Here is an 18,352-nt window from a genome sequence, read left to right on the forward strand (position 1 = left end):
ATATTTCAGAAATCATCTAATTGCAACCGTTTCACAAAAGTAATTCAAATTTCTAGCTATTGTTTATAGTATTCTTCACTTAAGAACACCATGATTTTTCCAAATACTAATGGATTATTTTCGCATATTCGAATTATCTTTCAAAATCAAGAGTTTTCTTTTTTGCTTCAGCTCTTTCTTTTTCTTTTCCCGCAATATCCTTTTTGATTCTCTCTAGCTTCTCAAGCGTACTTTCTTTTACCTCAGGCTTTTTATATCTCTCCCACCATTTCTTAAACTGCCTGAACGCTCCAGAAACAATTCGACCTAGTGCCGTTTTAGGCTTTTCCAACATCGCATACCTCATGAATTCTTTTTTCATTTCTGTGTCAGCAACTTTATCTATTGCCTCAGCAACCACCTTGTCTGTTTCTACCATTACTGCCTTTTGTTCTTCGATAAGACTATCTCGCTGAACCTCTAGCTCATCAACTTGTGCCTGAAGCTTTTCGTATTGCTGTTGCTTACACCTGATATAGAACTCCTTTGACATATCATTGTTACGACCTTTTTCCTTAGGTTTCAGTTTTTCGTCTCCAAAAATCTCTGGATGATTTTTTATTAATCCTTCAGCATGATCATGCAAAATATCTTGTATTTCCTCCAATCGTTCTTTATTGAAAACTTTTGTTTTAGCTACTTGCTTCTTCATTCCTCTTTGATAACCTGTAGCTATAGGAACTCCTATAACTTGCATATGTGGTGACTTCTCATCAAGGTGCATAACAGCAGACGCCACTTTGAATTCAGGAACTGTAGCTTTGAATACTTCCAGTTGCTCCTTCAAAAGTGGCGTCATGGCTTTCCATTGTTCAATTGATTTATCTTTCCAAAATTCCATATCTCCGATTTGCAATATAACCTCAGCTGCAACATCGTTCTTTTTATTATCGGAAACATATTTCAAATAATCCTTAATTTTTCTATCCGCTCTCTTACCTTCATTGTACTCCTTCAACACTTCTGAGAATTCTTCTTTATAAATTTTTTTCACATCATCTAGGATGCTGGTACCGCTTCCCTCAACAATTTCAATCAGATCGACATTGTATTCTGTTTGCTTAGTGTATAGCCTCAAATTATGTTTACTAGCTGCCGTGATTGAATGTGTTGTGGTAAGGGCATGGTCTTTATTCGACAAATGACATGAACAAGATATCATGTAAATCACTCCTTTCATTTGGCGGGCAAGCCGTCGGCAGACCCCTCGGAGAGCCCCCAGATAATGATACGCAGTGTCATTATCTCTAGGGGGTTACCCATAACGACACGTTATGCGGTAACTCGCTTCGCTCGTCAGGCTATCGCTGCCTTCAATTCTTCTTGATTACTTTTCCCTAGCTTGTCTCGTATTGATTCATTTGGAAAGACAAGTCTATAACTTTTTTCAAGAATTCGATTTTTGATTCTCTCATCATAGCTTGTATTTTCCAATGCAGTGTTACTTGTAAAAATTGTAATCAGATTGTTCATATACCTTGTATTAATGATTTGATAAAATCTTTCCTCAATCCATTCTTTAGGTGTCTCAGTATCAAAATCATCAATTATCAAAACTTCTGCTCTCGCTAATTCCTCCAACAACTGTTGCTCTGTATATTCATAACTTTTATTCCAAGTAGCTTTTAGTTCATTGATAATCTGAATTGATGTAGCAAACTTCACTGAACAATTCTTGGTTTCAATTAATTCATTAGCCAGAGAAATTGCAAATCTGGTTTTACCACATCCTTTGGTTGGTGAATAAAGATAAAAACCTTTTCCAAACTTTTTCATATCTTCAAAGTTATCCATCCACCAATTGGCAGCCTTTAGATTCTTTTCAACTATGATTCTAGATTCTTGAGATTCATAGATATCTTCACGGTAATTAGCAAGTCTCATTGCCTTAAACCCATAAGGTATGTTGGCAAACTCAATTCTATTTTTCTTAATCTGCTTCTGCCTAATACCGCAAGAACACTCCCTAGTAAATGGACGCCCTTGTTCATCCTCATAATACTCAAAGCCAGTGCCTTTACATATTGGACAAACCTTAGAATCCATATAAATCAAGTTCTGATTTTGTCCAGCTGCTCTCTCTTTTAGAGCCATTAACTCCTGTTCCATTAGATTTTGAATTTCCATTTTGACTATCCCCCTTTACATATTTTTGTTTTTTATATTCTTTAGTTTTATATTTATTAGTATTATATTGTTGGTGTTTTTCCGTATGCGGTTTATCCGTGGGCGGATTTACCGCTGACGGATTTTCCACTTGCGGTACAACTGCTGGTATTTCATTGACCTCCACAATCAAGTCTCCAAAAACTCCATTTTCACTTCTCGCTTGATAACGTGTAAGATATCCCATCTTTTCAAGTTTCCTTAGACCTGTTTTAATCTTATCTCTACCATCTGGTAGTATCGCAGCCAACCCACTTATTGAAAAATCCCAATTGTCAGGAAGCCCCAACAATGTTACCAATAAACCTCTTTCTTTTAATGGCAATTCTTTATCCCTTAATATTCCATTACTCACCATCGTGAAATTGCCTTGAGTCTTATTCTTTAAAACTGGCAATTACTGATTCCCCCTTTCACTCTGAAGATTATCTAGTAATGAAGCAACCTTTCGCTGTTCACTAGGATAAAGATGACCATAAGTGTTTAATGTTACTTTTATATCCTTATGACCTAATCTTTCTTTTATTATCAATGGCTGTACGCCTTGATGAATTAAATATGCACAATGACTGTGTCGCAGATCATGAACTCTGATATTCTTGACTCCTGCCTTTTGAATATGCCTTTTCATTAACATCTGTAAGGCTCTATCACTTATTGCAAACAATCTTTCATCACTAGGGAACCGATATAGTTTTTCAAGATAGATTTGTATCTCCTTTACCAAGAATGTTGGCAAGTCTATTGTTCGTATCGAGTTCTTTGTCTTCGGACTTGTAATGATATCCTCACCTTCAATCCTGTAGAACGTCTTATTAATGTTAAGCTTCTGTAACGCTAAATCAATGTCATTCATTGTCAACGCTAAGAGCTCACCCTCTCTTATTCCTGTCCAAAATAGAATCTCAAACATCAAATGATGCATTGAACCAATTTCAAATGTATCTATGAATTTTGAGTATTCCTCTATTGTCCAGAAATTTAAACTTCTATCATCTGAGTTTCCCATCTTCTTAACTCGTTTACACGGATTATCTTTCAACCCATAAATTCTTTCTGCATGTGTAAACAATGCCGTTAATTGATTCTGTAGCATCCTTAGATACGATGCAGAGAAGTTATTGCTTGATTGAACCTCATTTTGCCAAGCAATGATATCAGCTGCTGTTATTTCATTCATTGGCTTCTCTCCAAAGAATGGAATAAGATAAGCCTGAATCATATACTCCTTATTCTTTTTTGACCTAGCCTTGAGTTCATTTGCCTTGTCACTAAAGTAGATTGTTACAAAGTTCTTTAGTTTCATTGACATATCCGCCCTAGCCGCTAGTTTAAATTCAGCTTCATAATCTAGTGCTTGTTTCTTTGTTTTGAATTTTCGCTTGTGTTTTCTTTTATTGGCACCTGTCCAATCTGTGTAATGAAAGGAACTGGACCAAGTACCATCTTTCTCTTTGTATGCTGGCATCCAAACCTCCTTTACATTGCTATTACTTCGGTCTTATAACCGTAGAATTTTGTTTCCCAATAAGCTTTAGGTACCTTACCAGAAACTACTATAAACCCTTTATTTGCTAACTCATCATTCAAAGATCTGATAATCTTATACGCATGACCTCTAGATACTCCAAGCTCTTTTGAAACTTCATCTACACCAATCATGTAATTAGATTTCATTCATTTCGCCCTCCTTATTAAATATTTAATATCGATATTAGTTTTCTTGTATTTAATCATATTATTTGTATTTTAATATGTCAATACCTAAATATTAGATTCTTAATATTTTTTATTTAATAATATTAAAATTTAAATTACTGTGCTAAAATATCAATTAGCAAATAGTTAATGAAGATTATGAAGGGATTATTGCTATGAGAATTTCACATTATTTAGAAATTAATCAAAAGATGAAGGCCTTACGGCAAAATGCCAATATATCTCAAAAGGATATGGCTGCTAAGCTGGAGCTTTCAGTTCCAAGCTATTCAAATTATGAAAATGGCTATAGTGAGCCTCCAATGGAGATAATTGAATCATTTTGTGAGATTATAGGAATAACTATAGATTCATTCTTTGGTTTCAATACACCTACTAAACCTAACTCACAAATTAGTACATATGCAGATTTATTGCTTGTTCTTAATAAGATGAAATCAAAAGAAATCCCTATAGACATACATGTCGGTGTAAATAAAGAAACACAGACTCTCACTTCTACTCTTACAATAGAGAGTCCTCAAGTAGCTTCACTTTTAAATGGCTGGAAAGACTTAGATGATAAGTTAGCAAGAGATGCTATAGATTCAGATGAATATAATATCTGGTTCGAAGATTTATTACATACATTCAGAGTTCCAATTGAAAATAATTAATATTTTAAGCACATTCTTTATATTTAGAATGTGCTTTTTTGGTACCTTTATAGGCAAAAAAGGTACCAAAAAGGTACCACGCACTTATTTTATGATTGCTATTTAATATATTTTTACATGAAAAAAGGCTCCCGAGGAAATCCTCGGAAGCCTTGATTTTACTATTTGGGTTGGGCTGTTCGCTCTCGATTATTCGATGATTGTAGCAACACGACCAGAACCTACTGTTCTACCACCCTCACGGATAGCGAATGTAAGACCCTGCTCCATAGCGATTGGGTGGATGAGCTCGATTGTCATCTCTACGTTATCGCCAGGCATGCACATCTCTGTACCTGCTGGAAGCTCGCAAACACCTGTAACGTCTGTTGTTCTGAAGTAGAACTGTGGACGATAGTTGTTGAAGAATGGAGTATGACGACCACCTTCATCCTTTGTAAGAACGTAAACCTGAGCTGTGAACTTTGTGTGGCATGTTACAGTACCTGGCTTAGCAAGTACCTGTCCACGCTGGATCTGGTCACGGTTAACACCACGAAGAAGTGCACCGATGTTATCACCAGCCTGAGCCTCGTCAAGAAGCTTACGGAACATCTCGATACCAGTTACAACAGTCTTCTGTGTATCTTCCTTGATACCGATGATTTCAAGCTCGTCGTTAAGGTGAAGAACACCACGCTCTACTCTACCTGTAGCAACAGTACCACGACCTGTGATTGTGAATACGTCCTCTACTGGCATAAGGAATGGCTTGTCTGTCTCACGCTGTGGATCTGGAATGTAAGAATCTACAGTGTCCATGAGCTCCATGATCTTGTCGCCCCACTCACCGTTTGGATCCTCAAGAGCCTTAAGAGCTGATCCCTTAACGATTGGGCAATCGTTGAAGTCATACTCCTCAAGCTGCTCTGTAACTTCCATCTCTACGAGCTCGATAAGCTCCTCATCATCAACCATATCACACTTGTTAAGGAATACAACGATGTAAGGTACACCTACCTGACGAGAAAGAAGGATGTGCTCCTTTGTCTGAGCCATAACACCGTCAGTTGCAGCAACTACAAGGATAGCGCCGTCCATCTGAGCAGCACCTGTGATCATGTTCTTTACATAATCAGCATGGCCTGGGCAGTCAACGTGTGCATAGTGTCTCTTCTCTGTCTGATACTCAACGTGAGCTGTAGAGATTGTGATACCTCTTTCTCTCTCCTCTGGAGCCTTATCGATGTTCTCGAAATCTACCTTTGCGTTACCAGATACACGCTCAGCAAGTACCTTTGTGATAGCTGCTGTAAGAGTTGTTTTACCGTGATCTACGTGTCCGATAGTACCGATGTTACAATGTGGTTTGGTTCTGTCAAAATGCTCTTTTGCCATTTTTAAAAATCCTCCTTAAGATAATGCCCTTCAATGGGCTGTTTAGTTCTAAACTCTCGATATTTCCGATTATAATGGAAATATCGAGATTTTTCAACTATCTAGTATTTTTCTAAATTATTTAGCGTGATTAGAGATAATCTGCTCCTGAACGTTCTTTGGAACTGCCTCATACTTCTCGAAGAACATTGAGTAGTTACCACGACCCTGAGTAGATGAACGAAGCTCTGTAGAGTATCCGAACATCTCTGCAAGTGGAACAAGTGCTCTAACGATCTTTCCGCCGCCAAGATCATCCATAGACTGAATCTGACCTCTCTTAGCGTTAAGAGATCCGATTACATCACCCATGTACTCCTCTGGCATAGTAACTTCAACCTTCATGATAGGCTCAAGAAGAACTGGAGCTGCCTTAGCCATAGCTTCCTTGAAGCACATTGAACCAGCAATGTGGAATGCCATTTCTGATGAATCGACTTCATGGTAAGAACCATCGTAAACGTCTGCTTCTACACCAAGAACAGGGAATCCGCAAAGGATACCAGCCTTAGCTGCTTCCTCGATACCCTCACCAACAGATGGGATGTATTCCTTAGGAATAGCACCACCAACTACTGAAGACTTAAATCTGAATGTCTCCTCAGCGTTAGCATCCATTGGAGTAAATCTAACCTTACAGTGACCGTACTGTCCACGACCACCTGACTGCTTAGCATACTTGTATTCCTGATCAACAGGCTTTGTAAATGTTTCCTTGTATGCAACCTGAGGTGCACCAACGTTAGCCTCAACCTTGAACTCTCTAAGAAGACGATCAACAATGATCTCAAGGTGAAGCTCACCCATACCAGCGATGATTGTCTGGCCTGTCTCCTGGTCAGTATGCTGACGGAATGTTGGATCCTCTTCAGCAAGCTTTGCAAGAGCCTCGCCCATCTTCTGCTGTCCAGCCTTAGTCTTAGGCTCGATAGCAAGCTCGATAACTGGCTCAGGGAATTCCATAGACTCGAGGATTACTGGGTGCTGCTCGTCGCAGATTGTATCACCAGTTGTTGTAACCTTAAGACCTACAACAGCTGCGATATCACCAGAGTAAACCTTGTCTAACTCTGTACGCTTGTTAGCGTGCATCTGAAGAATACGACCTACACGCTCCTTCTTATCCTTTGTAGCGTTAAGGCAGTATGAACCTGAGTTCAATGTACCTGAATATACACGGATGAAAGCGAGCTTTCCAACGAATGGATCAGCCATAATCTTGAATGCTAAAGCTGCGAATGGCTCATCATCTGATGAGTGCTTCTCAACTGGGTTGCCATCCATATCTACACCCTGGATAGCTGGTACGTCTGTAGGAGCTGGCATGAACTCAAGGATTGCATCAAGAAGCTTCTGAACACCCTTGTTTCTATAAGCAGATCCACAGCATACTGGGATAGCCTTACACTCGCAAGTACCCTTACGAAGTGCTGCCTTAAGAGCATCTACAGATGGCTCTTCGCCCTCAAGATACTCCATCATAAGATCATCATCTAACTCACAGATCTTCTCAACAAGCTCTGTGTGATAAAGCTCAGCATCCTCTGCCATATCAGCTGGGATGTCTGTGATAGAAATATCATCACCCTTATCATCGTTATAGATGTATGCCTTCATCTCGAAAAGATCGATGATTCCCTTGAAATCATCTTCCTTACCGATTGGAAGCTGAAGAACGATAGCGTTCTTCTTAAGTCTGTCACGGATCTGATCAACAGCTCCGTAGAAGTTTGCACCAAGGATATCCATCTTATTGATGAAAGCCATTCTTGGTACGTTATATGTGTCAGCCTGTCTCCAAACATTCTCTGACTGTGGCTCAACGCCACCCTTTGCACAGAAGACACCAACGGCGCCATCAAGTACACGAAGGGAACGCTCAACCTCAACAGTGAAATCTACGTGGCCTGGTGTATCAATGATATTGATACGGTGCTCAAGAGCACCCTTCTTAGGCTTGCAGTTTTCCTGCTCAGTCCAGTGACATGTTGTAGCAGCTGAAGTGATTGTGATACCTCTCTCAGCTTCCTGCTCCATCCAGTCCATGGTTGCAGTACCTTCGTGAGTATCACCAATCTTGTAATTTACGCCAGTATAGTAAAGAATACGCTCTGTAAGTGTAGTCTTTCCGGCATCGATATGAGCCATAATACCGATATTTCTGGTACGCTCAAGTGGATATTCTCTTCCTGCCACTGTTCGTCCCTCCTATTAGAATCTGTAATGAGCAAATGCCTTATTAGCTTCTGCCATTCTATGCATTTCTTCTTTTCTCTTAACAGCTGAACCTGTGTTGCCAGCTGCATCCATGATCTCGTTTGCAAGACGCTCTTCCATTGTCTTCTCTGTACGTGAACGTGAGAACATTGTGAGCCATCTAAGGCCAAGGGCCTGACGACGATCTGGTCTTACTTCGATAGGTACCTGATATGTAGCACCACCGATACGTCTAGCCTTTACCTCAAGTACAGGCATAACGTTGTTCATAGCTTCTTCGAAAACCTCAAGTGCAGGCTTTCCAGTCTTTTCTGCGACTCTGTCAAATGCACCATATACAATCTTCTGAGCTACACCCTTCTTACCATCAAGCATGATGTTGTTGATAAGCTTTGTAACTACCTTGCTGTTGTATATAGGATCTGCCAAAACGTCTCTCTTTTGAGTATGTCCTTTTCTTGGCACGATACTTCCCTCCTTAACTAAAATTTGTTAGATCAACGGTACTCACATTTAATTACTATGTGTCCATGCAGTATTTATTTCTAAGTAAAATAGATACAACATTAACCAAAGTGAATGTGAATTACAACTAAATTATCCTAAGATTTATTTTGCGTCCTTAGGTCTCTTAGCGCCGTACTTTGAACGTCCCTGCTTGCGGTTAGCAACGCCGGCTGTATCAAGTGTACCTCTGATTACGTGATAACGTGTACCTGGTAAATCCTTAACACGACCACCACGAATCAAAACAACGCTATGCTCCTGAAGATTGTGACCCTCGCCTGGAATGTATGAAGTTACTTCGATTCCGTTTGAAAGACGAACTCTGGCAATCTTTCTAAGAGCTGAGTTAGGCTTCTTAGGTGTAGCTGTCTTAACAGCTGTACATACACCACGCTTCTGTGGTGAAGAAGTGTTTGTAGGCTTCTTCTGAAGAGAGTTATAACCTCTCTGAAGTGCTGGTGCTGTAGACTTCTTTACAGATGTCTGACGACCTTTTCTAACTAGCTGGTTGAATGTTGGCATTCTTTTTACCTCCTAATTTATTTCTTCGCATGCTTAAATATAGGCATAGTTATCCTATTAGCGCATGCTAGAACATTATATTTCCTTAAAATCATAATGTCAACCCTAAAAATGTGAAAAAACTAGGGTCATTTCTGACCCTAGTCCATCAATTTCAATATAAAATTTCGAGATTACTCTTCAATTTCTACTAACTCATCTGATACTAATTCATCAGACTCACCAGTCATATCTTCAAAATCCTCTGGAATCTCAACATTAGCTAAATCGTTGTCTGTTGAAAGAGGGATATTTGAGTATCTCTTCATACCTGTACCAGCAGGGATTAAGCGACCGATGATAACGTTCTCTTTAAGACCGTTAAGTGGATCAACCTTACCCTTGATAGCTGCATCAGTAAGAACCTTTGTTGTCTCCTGGAATGAAGCTGCTGAAAGGAATGAGTTTGTAGCAAGTGCTGCCTTTGTGATACCAAGAAGCTCCTGTGTACCTGTTGCAATCTCCTTGCCCTCTGCTTCCATCTGCTCGTTTGCTTCCTCAAAATCAAGCCAATCAACAAGTGAACCTGGCATGAAGCCTGTATCACCTGCTTCGTCGATTCTGATTCTCTTAAGCATCTGACGGCAAAGTACTTCAATATGCTTATCGTTGATATCAACACCCTGTAAGCGGTATACACGCTGAACTTCACGGATGAGGTAATCCTGAACAGCTGCCTTACCCTTGATAGCAAGGATATCGTGTGGGTTTACAGAACCTTCTGTAAGCTCATCACCAGCCTCAAGCTCCTGACCTGAAAGAACCTTGATACGTGATCCGTAAGGGATGAGATATTTCTCAACATCGCCTGTAGAAGAGTTTGTTACAACAACTTCTCTCTTCTTTGTCTTAGAGTCCTCTTCAATAGTGACTGTACCAGCAATCTCTGTAATGATAGCAAGTCCCTTAGGCTTTCTAGCCTCGAAAAGCTCCTCTACACGAGGAAGACCCTGTGTAATATCGTTACCAGCAACACCACCAGTATGGAATGTTCTCATGGTAAGCTGTGTACCTGGCTCACCGATTGACTGTGCAGCGATGATACCGATTGCTTCGCCGACCTGAACGGCACGACCTGAAGCCATGTTAGCACCATAACACTTAGCACAAACACCAACGTGTGAACGGCAGTTAAGTACGTTTCTAATCTTAACCTTCTTGATTGGCTCGCCCTTATCATCAACACCACGCTCAATGATTGCAGCTGCACGCTTAGGTGTAATCATGTGATTAGCCTTAACAATCATCTCGCCCTTAGCATCGTAGATAGAGTAGCAAGAGAATCTACCTGTAATACGGTCCTTAAGAGACTCAATCTCCTCACGACCATCCATGAATGCGTATACCCACATACCTGGAATCTCACGGTCTGTTCCAGCAACACAGTCAGACTCACGGATAATAAGCTCCTGAGCAACGTCAACCATTCGACGTGTCAAGTATCCAGAATCGGCTGTACGAAGAGCTGTATCTGAAAGACCCTTACGAGCACCATGAGCTGACATGAAGTACTCAAGTACGTCAAGACCCTCACGGAAGTTAGACTTAATAGGAAGCTCGATAGTCTTACCTGTTGTATCAGCCATCAAACCACGCATACCTGCGAGCTGCTTGATCTGCTTTTCAGAACCACGGGCACCTGAGTCAGCCATCATGAAGATGTTGTTGTACTTATCAAGACCATCAAGAAGGTCTCTAGTAAGCTGATCATCAGTCTCTTTCCATGTATCTACAACTTCACGGTAACGCTCTTCCTCAGTAATAAGACCTCTCTTGTACTGACGAGTAATCTTATCAACTGTCTCTTCAGCCTGTGCAATAAGCTCTGGCTTCTGAGGTGGAACTGTCATATCTGAAATTGAAACTGTCATGGCAGCAATTGTTGAGTAGTGGTAACCCATAGCCTTGATATCATCAAGAACTTCTGCTGTCTTTGTAGCTCCATGTGTATTAATAACTTTTTCAAGAATCTGCTTTAACTGCTTCTTACCAACGTGGAAGTCTACCTCAGGAACAAGCTCGTTTTCAGGATTTGTACGATCTACGTAACCAAGATCCTGTGGAATGATCTCGTTGAAGAGAAGTCTACCAAGTGTAGATGAAACTCTACCAGTTACAACTGTACCATCTGGACGTGTCTTAGATACGTTAACAGTGATACGTGCATGCATTGTAAGAGCATCATTCTCGTAAGCAAGGATTGCTTCGTTAAGGTTCTTAAATGCCTTACCTTCACCAAGCTCTTCACGGCTATCGCCTACTGTAGTACCACGCTCCTGTGTAAGGTAGTAGATACCGAGTACCATATCCTGTGAAGGAACGGCAACAGGACCACCGTCTGAAGGCTTCAAGAGGTTGTTAGGTGAGAGAAGCATGAATCTACACTCAGCCTGTGCCTCCTGAGTAAGTGGAAGGTGAACAGCCATCTGGTCACCGTCGAAATCGGCGTTGAAAGCTGTACATACAAGTGGATGAAGCTTGATAGCTCTACCTTCTACAAGGATTGGCTCGAAAGCCTGAATACCAAGTCGGTGAAGTGTAGGAGCACGGTTAAGCATAACTGGATGCTCTTTAATGACATCTTCAAGGATGTCCCAAACCTCTGGCTCAAACTTCTCAACCATCTTCTTAGCATATTTAATGTTGTGGGCCATGCCATTACCAACGAGCTCCTTCATAACGAAAGGCTTGAAGAGCTCAAGTGCCATCTCCTTTGGAAGACCACACTGGTAAATCTTAAGTTCTGGTCCAACGACGATAACTGAACGTCCTGAGTAGTCAACACGCTTACCAAGGAGGTTCTGTCTGAATCGTCCTGACTTACCCTTAAGCATGTCTGAAAGTGACTTAAGAGGTCTGTTACCAGGACCTGTAACAGGACGACCACGTCTACCGTTATCGATAAGAGCATCAACAGCTTCCTGAAGCATTCTCTTCTCGTTACGAACGATGATATCAGGAGCACCAAGCTCTAACAATCTACGGAGACGGTTATTTCTATTAATAATACGACGATATAAATCGTTCAAATCAGATGTAGCGAAACGGCCACCATCAAGCTGTACCATAGGACGAAGATCTGGTGGAATAACAGGGATAACTGTCATAATCATCCAATCTGGTCTGTTTCCTGACTCGCGGAATGCCTCAACAACCTCAAGTCTCTTAATGATACGTGAACGCTTCTGGCCTGTAGCGCTGTCTAATTCAATCTGAAGCTTTGTAGCCTCTTCATCGAGATCGATATCTCTAAGAAGCTCCTGGATAGCCTCAGCACCCATTCCTACTCTGAAGCCGTTACCATACTGCTCTCTAGCTTCCTGGTACTCAGCCTCTGTAAGAACCTGCTTATACATAAGAGCTGTCTCACCTGCATCAAGTACGATGTATGATGCAAAGTAGAGAACCTTCTCTAATGTCTTTGGTGAAAGATCAAGAATAAGTCCCATACGTGAAGGAATACCCTTGAAATACCAAATATGTGAAACTGGTGCAGCGAGCTCGATGTGACCCATACGCTCACGACGAACTGATGCCTTTGTGATTTCAACACCACAACGATCACAAACTACACCCTTATAACGAATTTTCTTGTACTTTCCGCAGTGACATTCCCAGTCCTTGCTAGGTCCAAAAATCTTCTCGCAGAAAAGACCGTCCTTTTCAGGCTTCAGTGTACGATAATTGATTGTCTCAGGCTTTTTAACCTCGCCACGAGACCACTGTCTGATCTTCTCAGGTGATGCCAATCCAATCTGTATTGCGTCAAATGCTATTGGTTGATATGTCGCTTCTTTATTCTCTGGCATTTTGTAGCTCCCTTCCTATTTATTCCTCATCAAAATCTGTTGGTATATCAGAAAAATCATCTTCTTCATCTTCGAACTGCTCTTCCTCGTCATCTACGAGTTCGCCTTCAGTATCAAACTTCTTTGTAGAAAAGCCTGCCTGTGCAAATGAGCTGTCATCCTCGAATGCGAAGTTTCTGTCGCTACCTGCGATAATTGCGTTGAGGTCAGTATTTCCATATTCACTTGTCTCCATGAGCTCAACCTCTTCGCGGTTCTCATCAAGAACACGAACGTCAAGACCAAGTGACTGTAATTCCTTAAGCAATACCTTGAATGACTCAGGGATGCCTGGCTCAGGGATGTTTTCACCCTTGATAATAGCCTCATATGTCTTAACACGTCCGATAACATCATCTGACTTCATTGTAAGGATTTCCTGAAGTGTATATGATGCACCATAAGCCTCGAGGGCCCAAACTTCCATCTCTCCGAAACGCTGTCCACCGAACTGTGCTTTACCACCGAGTGGCTGCTGTGTAACAAGAGAGTAAGGACCAGTTGAACGTGCGTGAATCTTATCATCTACAAGGTGGTGAAGTTTCAGGTAGTGCATGTGTCCGATTGTAACAGGACCATCAAATGGCTCACCTGTACGACCGTCACGAAGCTGAACCTTACCATCTCTAGAAATAGGAACACCCTTCCAAAGAGCTCTGTGAGCACGATTTGTAGATAAGTATTCCATAACATCATCACGAAGAATATCAACGTACTTGTCGTAGAATGTCTCCTCACCGTTCTCAGCCTCTTCCTTATCAAATGGCATATTTACATAGTCATTTGCAAGCTCAAGAGTATCCTGAATATCAATTTCCTTTGCACCATCAAATACTGGTGTTTCAATATCAAATCCAAGAGCCTTTGCAGCAAGTGAAAGGTGAATCTCAAGGACCTGACCAATGTTCATACGTGAAGGTACGCCCAATGGGTTAAGTACGATATCAAGTGGACGACCGTTTGGAAGATATGGCATATCTTCTACTGGAAGTACACGGGAAACTACACCCTTGTTACCGTGACGACCGGCCATCTTATCACCTACACCGATCTTTCTCTTCTGAGCGATGTAGATACGAACTGACTTATTAACACCTGGAGAAAGCTCATCGCCATTCTCACGTGTGAATACCTTAGCATCAACAACAATACCGTAAGCTCCGTGTGGTACACGAAGTGAAGTATCACGAACTTCTCTAGCCTTCTCACCGAAGATTGCAAGAAGAAGTCTCTCTTCTGGAGTACGCTCTGTCTCACCCTTTGGTGTAACCTTACCAACAAGGATATCACCGGCACGAACCTCAGCACCGATACGGATGATACCGCTCTCATCAAGATCCTTAAGAGCATCATCACCAACACCAGCTACATCACGAGTGATTTCTTCTGGTCCGAGCTTTGTATCACGAGCGTCAATCTCGTACTCTTCAATATGAATAGATGTATAAACATCATCCTGAACGAGGCGCTCTGAAAGAAGAACGGCATCCTCGTAGTTGTAACCTTCCCATGTCATGAAACCAATAAGTGGGTTCTTTCCAAGGGCAAGCTCACCATTCTTTGTAGAAGGACCATCAGCGATAACCTCGCCAGCCTCTACATGATCGCCCTTAAATACGATTGGGCGCTGGTTATAGCAGTTAGACTGGTTAGAACGTGTGAACTTGAAGAGTGTGTACTCATCTCTTGTTCCGTCCTCGTCAGCCTTAACAATAATTCTGTTTGTCTCAGACATCTCTACGATACCTGCGCGCTTAGCAACTACGCAGACACCTGAATCGACTGCTGTCTTTGGCTCCATACCTGTACCAACAACTGGTGCTTCTGTAGTAAGAAGTGGAACGGCCTGACGCTGCATGTTTGATCCCATGAGGGCACGAGTAGGGTCATCGTTCTGAAGGAATGGAATTGAAGCTGTAGCAACTGAGAACACCATCTTAGGAGATACGTCCATGTAATCAAATACTTTCTTGTCATACTCCTGTGTCTCCTCACGGAAACGACCAGATACATTCTTTCTCATGAAGTGGCCTTCTTCGTCAAGCTTGACGTTAGCCTGTGCTACATGATAATTATCCTCTTCGTCAGCTGTCATATATACAACCTCGTCAGTTACACGAGGATTCTCTGGGTCTGACTTATCAATACGTCTGTATGGCGCCTCAACAAAACCATACTCATTGATACGAGCATAGCTTGCAAGAGAGTTGATAAGACCGATGTTTGGTCCTTCAGGTGTCTCGATAGGACACATACGTCCATAGTGAGAATAGTGTACGTCTCGAACCTCGAAACCTGCACGGTCTCTTGAAAGACCACCAGGACCAAGTGCTGAAAGACGTCTCTTGTGTGTCAACTCAGAAAGTGGGTTATTCTGATCCATGAACTGTGACAACTGTGATGAACCAAAGAACTCTTTGATTGCAGCTGTAACAGGCTTGATGTTGATAAGGTTCTGAGGAGAAATATCCTCAAGGTCACGAGTAGTCATACGCTCGCGTACAACCTTCTCAAGACGTGATAAACCTATTCTATACTGGTTCTGTAATAACTCACCAACAGCACGAATACGACGGTTTCCAAGGTGATCGATATCATCATCCTTACCAATAGCGTACTCAAGGTGCATGTTATAGTTAATAGATGCAAAAATATCCTCAACAGTGATGTGCTTTGGAATAAGATCTGCTACTGAACGAGCGATTGCATCCTCGATATCTTCTTTTGTTGTGTTCTCTGAAAGAATTCTTTCAAGTACTGGATAGTAAACAAGCTCAGTAATACCAAGAGCCTTAGCATCACAATCAACAAACTTTGTGATGTCAACCATCATATTAGAAAGAACCTTTACATTACGAGTCTCAGTCTGGATGAATACATGAGTAACAGCTGCATTCTGGATATCATCAGCCATCTCAAGTGTAACCTTATCTCCAGCCTTTGCGATAATCTCACCTGTTGTTGTGTCGATAACGTCCTCAGCAAGAACATGTCCAGCAATACGATTTCTGAGCATGAGCTTCTTATTGAACTTATAACGACCAACCTTAGCAAGATCATAACGTCTTGGGTCAAAGAACATACCATGAATAAGTGACTCAGCACTATCCTTAGCAAGTGGCTCACCTGGACGAAGTCTACGATAGAGCTCTAAGAGACCTCCTTCGTAGCTACCCTGTGGGTTCTTTTCTGTGATAGCTGGATCCTTTGCAAATGTTGCAAGAATCTTTGGCTCCTCGCCAAATACATCGATGATTTCCTGGTTAGTTCCTAAGCCAAGAGCACGAATAAGAACTGTAACAGGTACCTTTCTGTTACGGTCTACACGAACATAGAAAACGTCATTGGAATCTGTCTCGTACTCAAGCCAAGCGCCACGGTTAGGGATTACAGTACATGAATATAACTCCTTACCGATTTTATCGTGGCCAATTGCATAGTAAATGCCTGGTGAACGAACAAGCTGTGATACAATAACACGCTCCGCTCCATTAATTACGAATGTGCCTGTATCTGTCATAAGTGGCAAGTCACCCATGAAGATTTCGTGCTCCTGCATATCGCCGGACTCCTTGTTAACAAGGCGCACTTTAACCTTTAAAGGCGCTGCGTATGTTGCATCTCTTTCTTTGCACTGTGGAATTGTGTACTTCACCTCGTCTTTACACAGTGTGAAGTCAACAAAATGCAATTCAAGCTGGTTTCCCCTATCTTGAATAGGTGAGATATCTGCAAATGCTTCCTTTAATCCGTCCTTAACGAACCAGTCGTAACTGTCCTTCTGGACCTCGATTAAATTAGGCATCTCAAGTACCTCTTTTTGTCTCGAGTAACTCATACGCAAGTTCTTTCCAGCTTTCACTGGACGTATTCTGTTTTTCTCCATTGACGTTCCACCTCTCATTTTATTTTTAATTTGGATAAATCTTTCATGAAAAAATGTGGCATATTTCCAGCCATGAAAAAAGGCATAGGAATGCACACTGCACCATAATAGTGCAAACTACATTCTATGCCAAAAACAATAGTAAAGTCAATACATTTTTTGTATTTATTTAAAAGCAAAAAATTGGCAGGTCATCATTGACCTGCCAATAGAAAATTCGTAACAATGATTACTTAAGAGTAACCTTTGCACCGATCTCCTCAAGCTGAGCCTTGATTGACTCTGCTGTAGCCTTATCAGCTGCTTCCTTGATAACCTTAGGAGCGCCATCAACGAGCTCCTTAGCTTCCTTAAGACCAAGGCCAGTTGCCTCACGAACAACCTTGATAACCTTAACCTTCTCAGAACCTACTTCTGTAAGCTCTACGTCGAACTCGTCCTTCTCCTCAGCTGCTGCTGCATCGCCAGCTGCTGCTGCAACTACAACGCCTGCTGCTGCAGAAACGCCGAACTCTTCCTCACATGCCTTTACAAGGTCATTTAACTCTAATACGCTAAGCTCTTTGATAGCTGCGATAAACTCTTCTGTTGTCATCTTTGCCATGATAATTTTCCTCCATTAAAAAATTAATATAAATAATTATTTGTTTTGAGTATTCTAAATTACTCTGCTGGAGCCTCAGCTGGCTCCTCTGCTGGTGCCTCTGCCTCTGCTGCTGGAGCTTCCTCTGCTGGAGCTTCTGCTGCAGGTGCCTCTGTAGATGCACCACCCTGCTCTGCGATCTGGTTGAGAACACGAGCGAAGTTTGTGATTGGTGACTGTAAGCTTCCAAGTAACTTTGAAAGAAGTTCCTCTCTGCTTGGTACTGCTGCAACTGCTGCCATACCCTTAGCATCATAGTATGTTCCTTCAACTACACCTGCCTTGATCTCAAGGTTCTGAGCTGTCTTACCAAACTTAGCAAGAATTCTTGCTGGTGCTGTAGCATCATCCTTTGATACAGCGATTGCGCTAGGTCCTTCAAGAACCTCGTCAAGCTGTGCAAAGTCTGTTCCTTCGAAAGCGCGCTTCATAAGAGTGTTCTTGTAAACCTTATATGTAACGCCAGCTTCACGAAGCTGCTTACGTAACTGTGTGTCTTCTGCAACTGTAAGTCCACGAGCATCAACAACTACAACTGAAGCTGCATCTTTAACCTGTGCTGAAATCTCGTCAACGATTGGCTGCTTTAATTCAACTTTTGCCACGATTTTTTCCTCCTTATAATATTTTTGTGTTGCTTATATGAGGATAAAGTAATTTAAAAAACCTCTATGCCATAAAGACATAGAGGTTT

General features: G+C 41.5%; 14 protein-coding genes and 1 other annotated feature (1 of these 15 running past the window's edge). Of the genes, 1 reads left to right on the top strand and 13 read right to left on the bottom strand.

Features of this window, described 5'->3' with window-relative positions:
• Nucleotides 1-133: 133 nt before the first annotated feature.
• The 5 genes from BMZ41_RS12345 to BMZ41_RS12365 all read right to left on the bottom strand — a co-directional run bounded on the left by BMZ41_RS12345 (nucleotide 134) and on the right by BMZ41_RS12365 (nucleotide 3,882).
• Entirely contained in the window at nucleotides 134-1,201 is a 1,068-nt protein-coding gene (locus tag BMZ41_RS12345) for a plasmid recombination protein (protein WP_090167933.1), read from the bottom strand.
• Nucleotides 1,202-1,335: 134 nt separating this feature from the next.
• Nucleotides 1,336-2,166, bottom strand: a complete 831-nt coding sequence (locus tag BMZ41_RS12350; RefSeq protein WP_090530080.1) for an ATP-binding protein — start codon at nucleotides 2,164-2,166, stop codon at nucleotides 1,336-1,338.
• On the bottom strand, nucleotides 2,075-2,602 hold the full coding sequence (locus tag BMZ41_RS12355; protein WP_090530085.1) for a helix-turn-helix domain-containing protein: 528 nt from the start codon (nucleotides 2,600-2,602) through the stop codon (nucleotides 2,075-2,077). The genes BMZ41_RS12350 and BMZ41_RS12355 overlap by 92 nt, the downstream gene beginning before the upstream one ends.
• Nucleotides 2,603-3,673 (bottom strand): tyrosine-type recombinase/integrase, encoded by a 1,071-nt coding sequence (locus BMZ41_RS12360; RefSeq protein ID WP_090530088.1) that lies wholly within the window; start codon nucleotides 3,671-3,673, stop codon nucleotides 2,603-2,605.
• An 11-nt stretch (nucleotides 3,674-3,684) separates the two neighbouring features.
• On the bottom strand, nucleotides 3,685-3,882 hold the full coding sequence (locus BMZ41_RS12365) for a DNA-binding protein (protein WP_090530091.1): 198 nt from the start codon (nucleotides 3,880-3,882) through the stop codon (nucleotides 3,685-3,687).
• Between the two features lie 197 nt (nucleotides 3,883-4,079).
• Here BMZ41_RS12365 and BMZ41_RS12370 point away from each other — a divergent pair, with 197 nt between their 5' ends.
• On the top strand, nucleotides 4,080-4,580 hold the full coding sequence (locus BMZ41_RS12370) for a helix-turn-helix domain-containing protein (RefSeq protein WP_090167936.1): 501 nt from the start codon (nucleotides 4,080-4,082) through the stop codon (nucleotides 4,578-4,580).
• A gap of 189 nt (nucleotides 4,581-4,769) precedes the next feature.
• Here BMZ41_RS12370 and tuf read toward each other — a convergent pair whose 3' ends face one another.
• From tuf to rplJ, 8 genes are all read right to left on the bottom strand, one after another.
• Nucleotides 4,770-5,957 carry an elongation factor Tu gene (gene tuf, locus BMZ41_RS12375; protein WP_072913474.1) on the bottom strand — a complete coding sequence of 396 codons (1,188 nt, stop codon included), beginning with the start codon at nucleotides 5,955-5,957 and terminating at the stop codon, nucleotides 4,770-4,772.
• 117 nt (nucleotides 5,958-6,074) lie between these two features.
• Complete coding sequence (gene fusA, locus BMZ41_RS12380) at nucleotides 6,075-8,192, bottom strand: elongation factor G (protein ID WP_090167937.1); 2,118 nt, start codon at nucleotides 8,190-8,192, stop codon at nucleotides 6,075-6,077.
• A 15-nt stretch (nucleotides 8,193-8,207) separates the two neighbouring features.
• A complete protein-coding gene (rpsG, locus tag BMZ41_RS12385) occupies nucleotides 8,208-8,678 on the bottom strand; it encodes a 30S ribosomal protein S7 (RefSeq protein WP_143002002.1) in 471 nt (156 codons plus the stop codon).
• A gap of 144 nt (nucleotides 8,679-8,822) precedes the next feature.
• The gene (gene rpsL / locus BMZ41_RS12390) at nucleotides 8,823-9,242 is read right to left on the bottom strand and encodes a 30S ribosomal protein S12 (RefSeq protein ID WP_015548550.1); all 420 of its coding nucleotides are present in this window, start codon (nucleotides 9,240-9,242) and stop codon (nucleotides 8,823-8,825) included.
• Nucleotides 9,243-9,415: 173 nt separating this feature from the next.
• A complete protein-coding gene (gene rpoC, locus BMZ41_RS12395; protein ID WP_090167939.1) occupies nucleotides 9,416-13,090 on the bottom strand; it encodes a DNA-directed RNA polymerase subunit beta' in 3,675 nt (1,224 codons plus the stop codon).
• 19 nt (nucleotides 13,091-13,109) lie between these two features.
• A complete protein-coding gene (rpoB, locus tag BMZ41_RS12400; protein WP_090530094.1) occupies nucleotides 13,110-17,015 on the bottom strand; it encodes a DNA-directed RNA polymerase subunit beta in 3,906 nt (1,301 codons plus the stop codon).
• A 229-nt stretch (nucleotides 17,016-17,244) separates the two neighbouring features.
• A complete protein-coding gene (rplL, locus tag BMZ41_RS12405; protein WP_028234586.1) occupies nucleotides 17,245-17,619 on the bottom strand; it encodes a 50S ribosomal protein L7/L12 in 375 nt (124 codons plus the stop codon).
• 59 nt (nucleotides 17,620-17,678) lie between these two features.
• Nucleotides 17,679-18,263: a 50S ribosomal protein L10 gene (gene rplJ / locus BMZ41_RS12410; protein ID WP_090530097.1), complete on the bottom strand. Its 585-nt coding sequence runs from the start codon at nucleotides 18,261-18,263 to the stop codon at nucleotides 17,679-17,681.
• A gap of 45 nt (nucleotides 18,264-18,308) precedes the next feature.
• Nucleotides 18,309-18,352 (bottom strand) — a sequence feature (ribosomal protein L10 leader region); it runs 97 nt beyond the window's last position.

This window comes from Pseudobutyrivibrio sp. UC1225 (assembly GCF_900115215.1).
Lineage (GTDB): Bacteria > Bacillota > Clostridia > Lachnospirales > Lachnospiraceae > Pseudobutyrivibrio.

Coding starts and splice junctions, on each gene's coding strand:
- tuf (WP_072913474.1), bottom strand. CDS start 5,957: ATGGCAAAAGAGCATTTTGACAGAACCAAACCACATTGTAACATCGGT.
- BMZ41_RS12365 (WP_090530091.1), bottom strand. CDS start 3,882: ATGAAATCTAATTACATGATTGGTGTAGATGAAGTTTCAAAAGAGCTT.
- rplL (WP_028234586.1), bottom strand. CDS start 17,619: ATGGCAAAGATGACAACAGAAGAGTTTATCGCAGCTATCAAAGAGCTT.
- BMZ41_RS12370 (WP_090167936.1), top strand. CDS start 4,080: ATGAGAATTTCACATTATTTAGAAATTAATCAAAAGATGAAGGCCTTA.
- BMZ41_RS12345 (WP_090167933.1), bottom strand. CDS start 1,201: ATGATATCTTGTTCATGTCATTTGTCGAATAAAGACCATGCCCTTACC.
- rpoC (WP_090167939.1), bottom strand. CDS start 13,090: ATGCCAGAGAATAAAGAAGCGACATATCAACCAATAGCATTTGACGCA.
- rpsL (WP_015548550.1), bottom strand. CDS start 9,242: ATGCCAACATTCAACCAGCTAGTTAGAAAAGGTCGTCAGACATCTGTA.
- rpoB (WP_090530094.1), bottom strand. CDS start 17,015: ATGGAGAAAAACAGAATACGTCCAGTGAAAGCTGGAAAGAACTTGCGT.
- BMZ41_RS12350 (WP_090530080.1), bottom strand. CDS start 2,166: ATGGAAATTCAAAATCTAATGGAACAGGAGTTAATGGCTCTAAAAGAG.
- BMZ41_RS12360 (WP_090530088.1), bottom strand. CDS start 3,673: ATGCCAGCATACAAAGAGAAAGATGGTACTTGGTCCAGTTCCTTTCAT.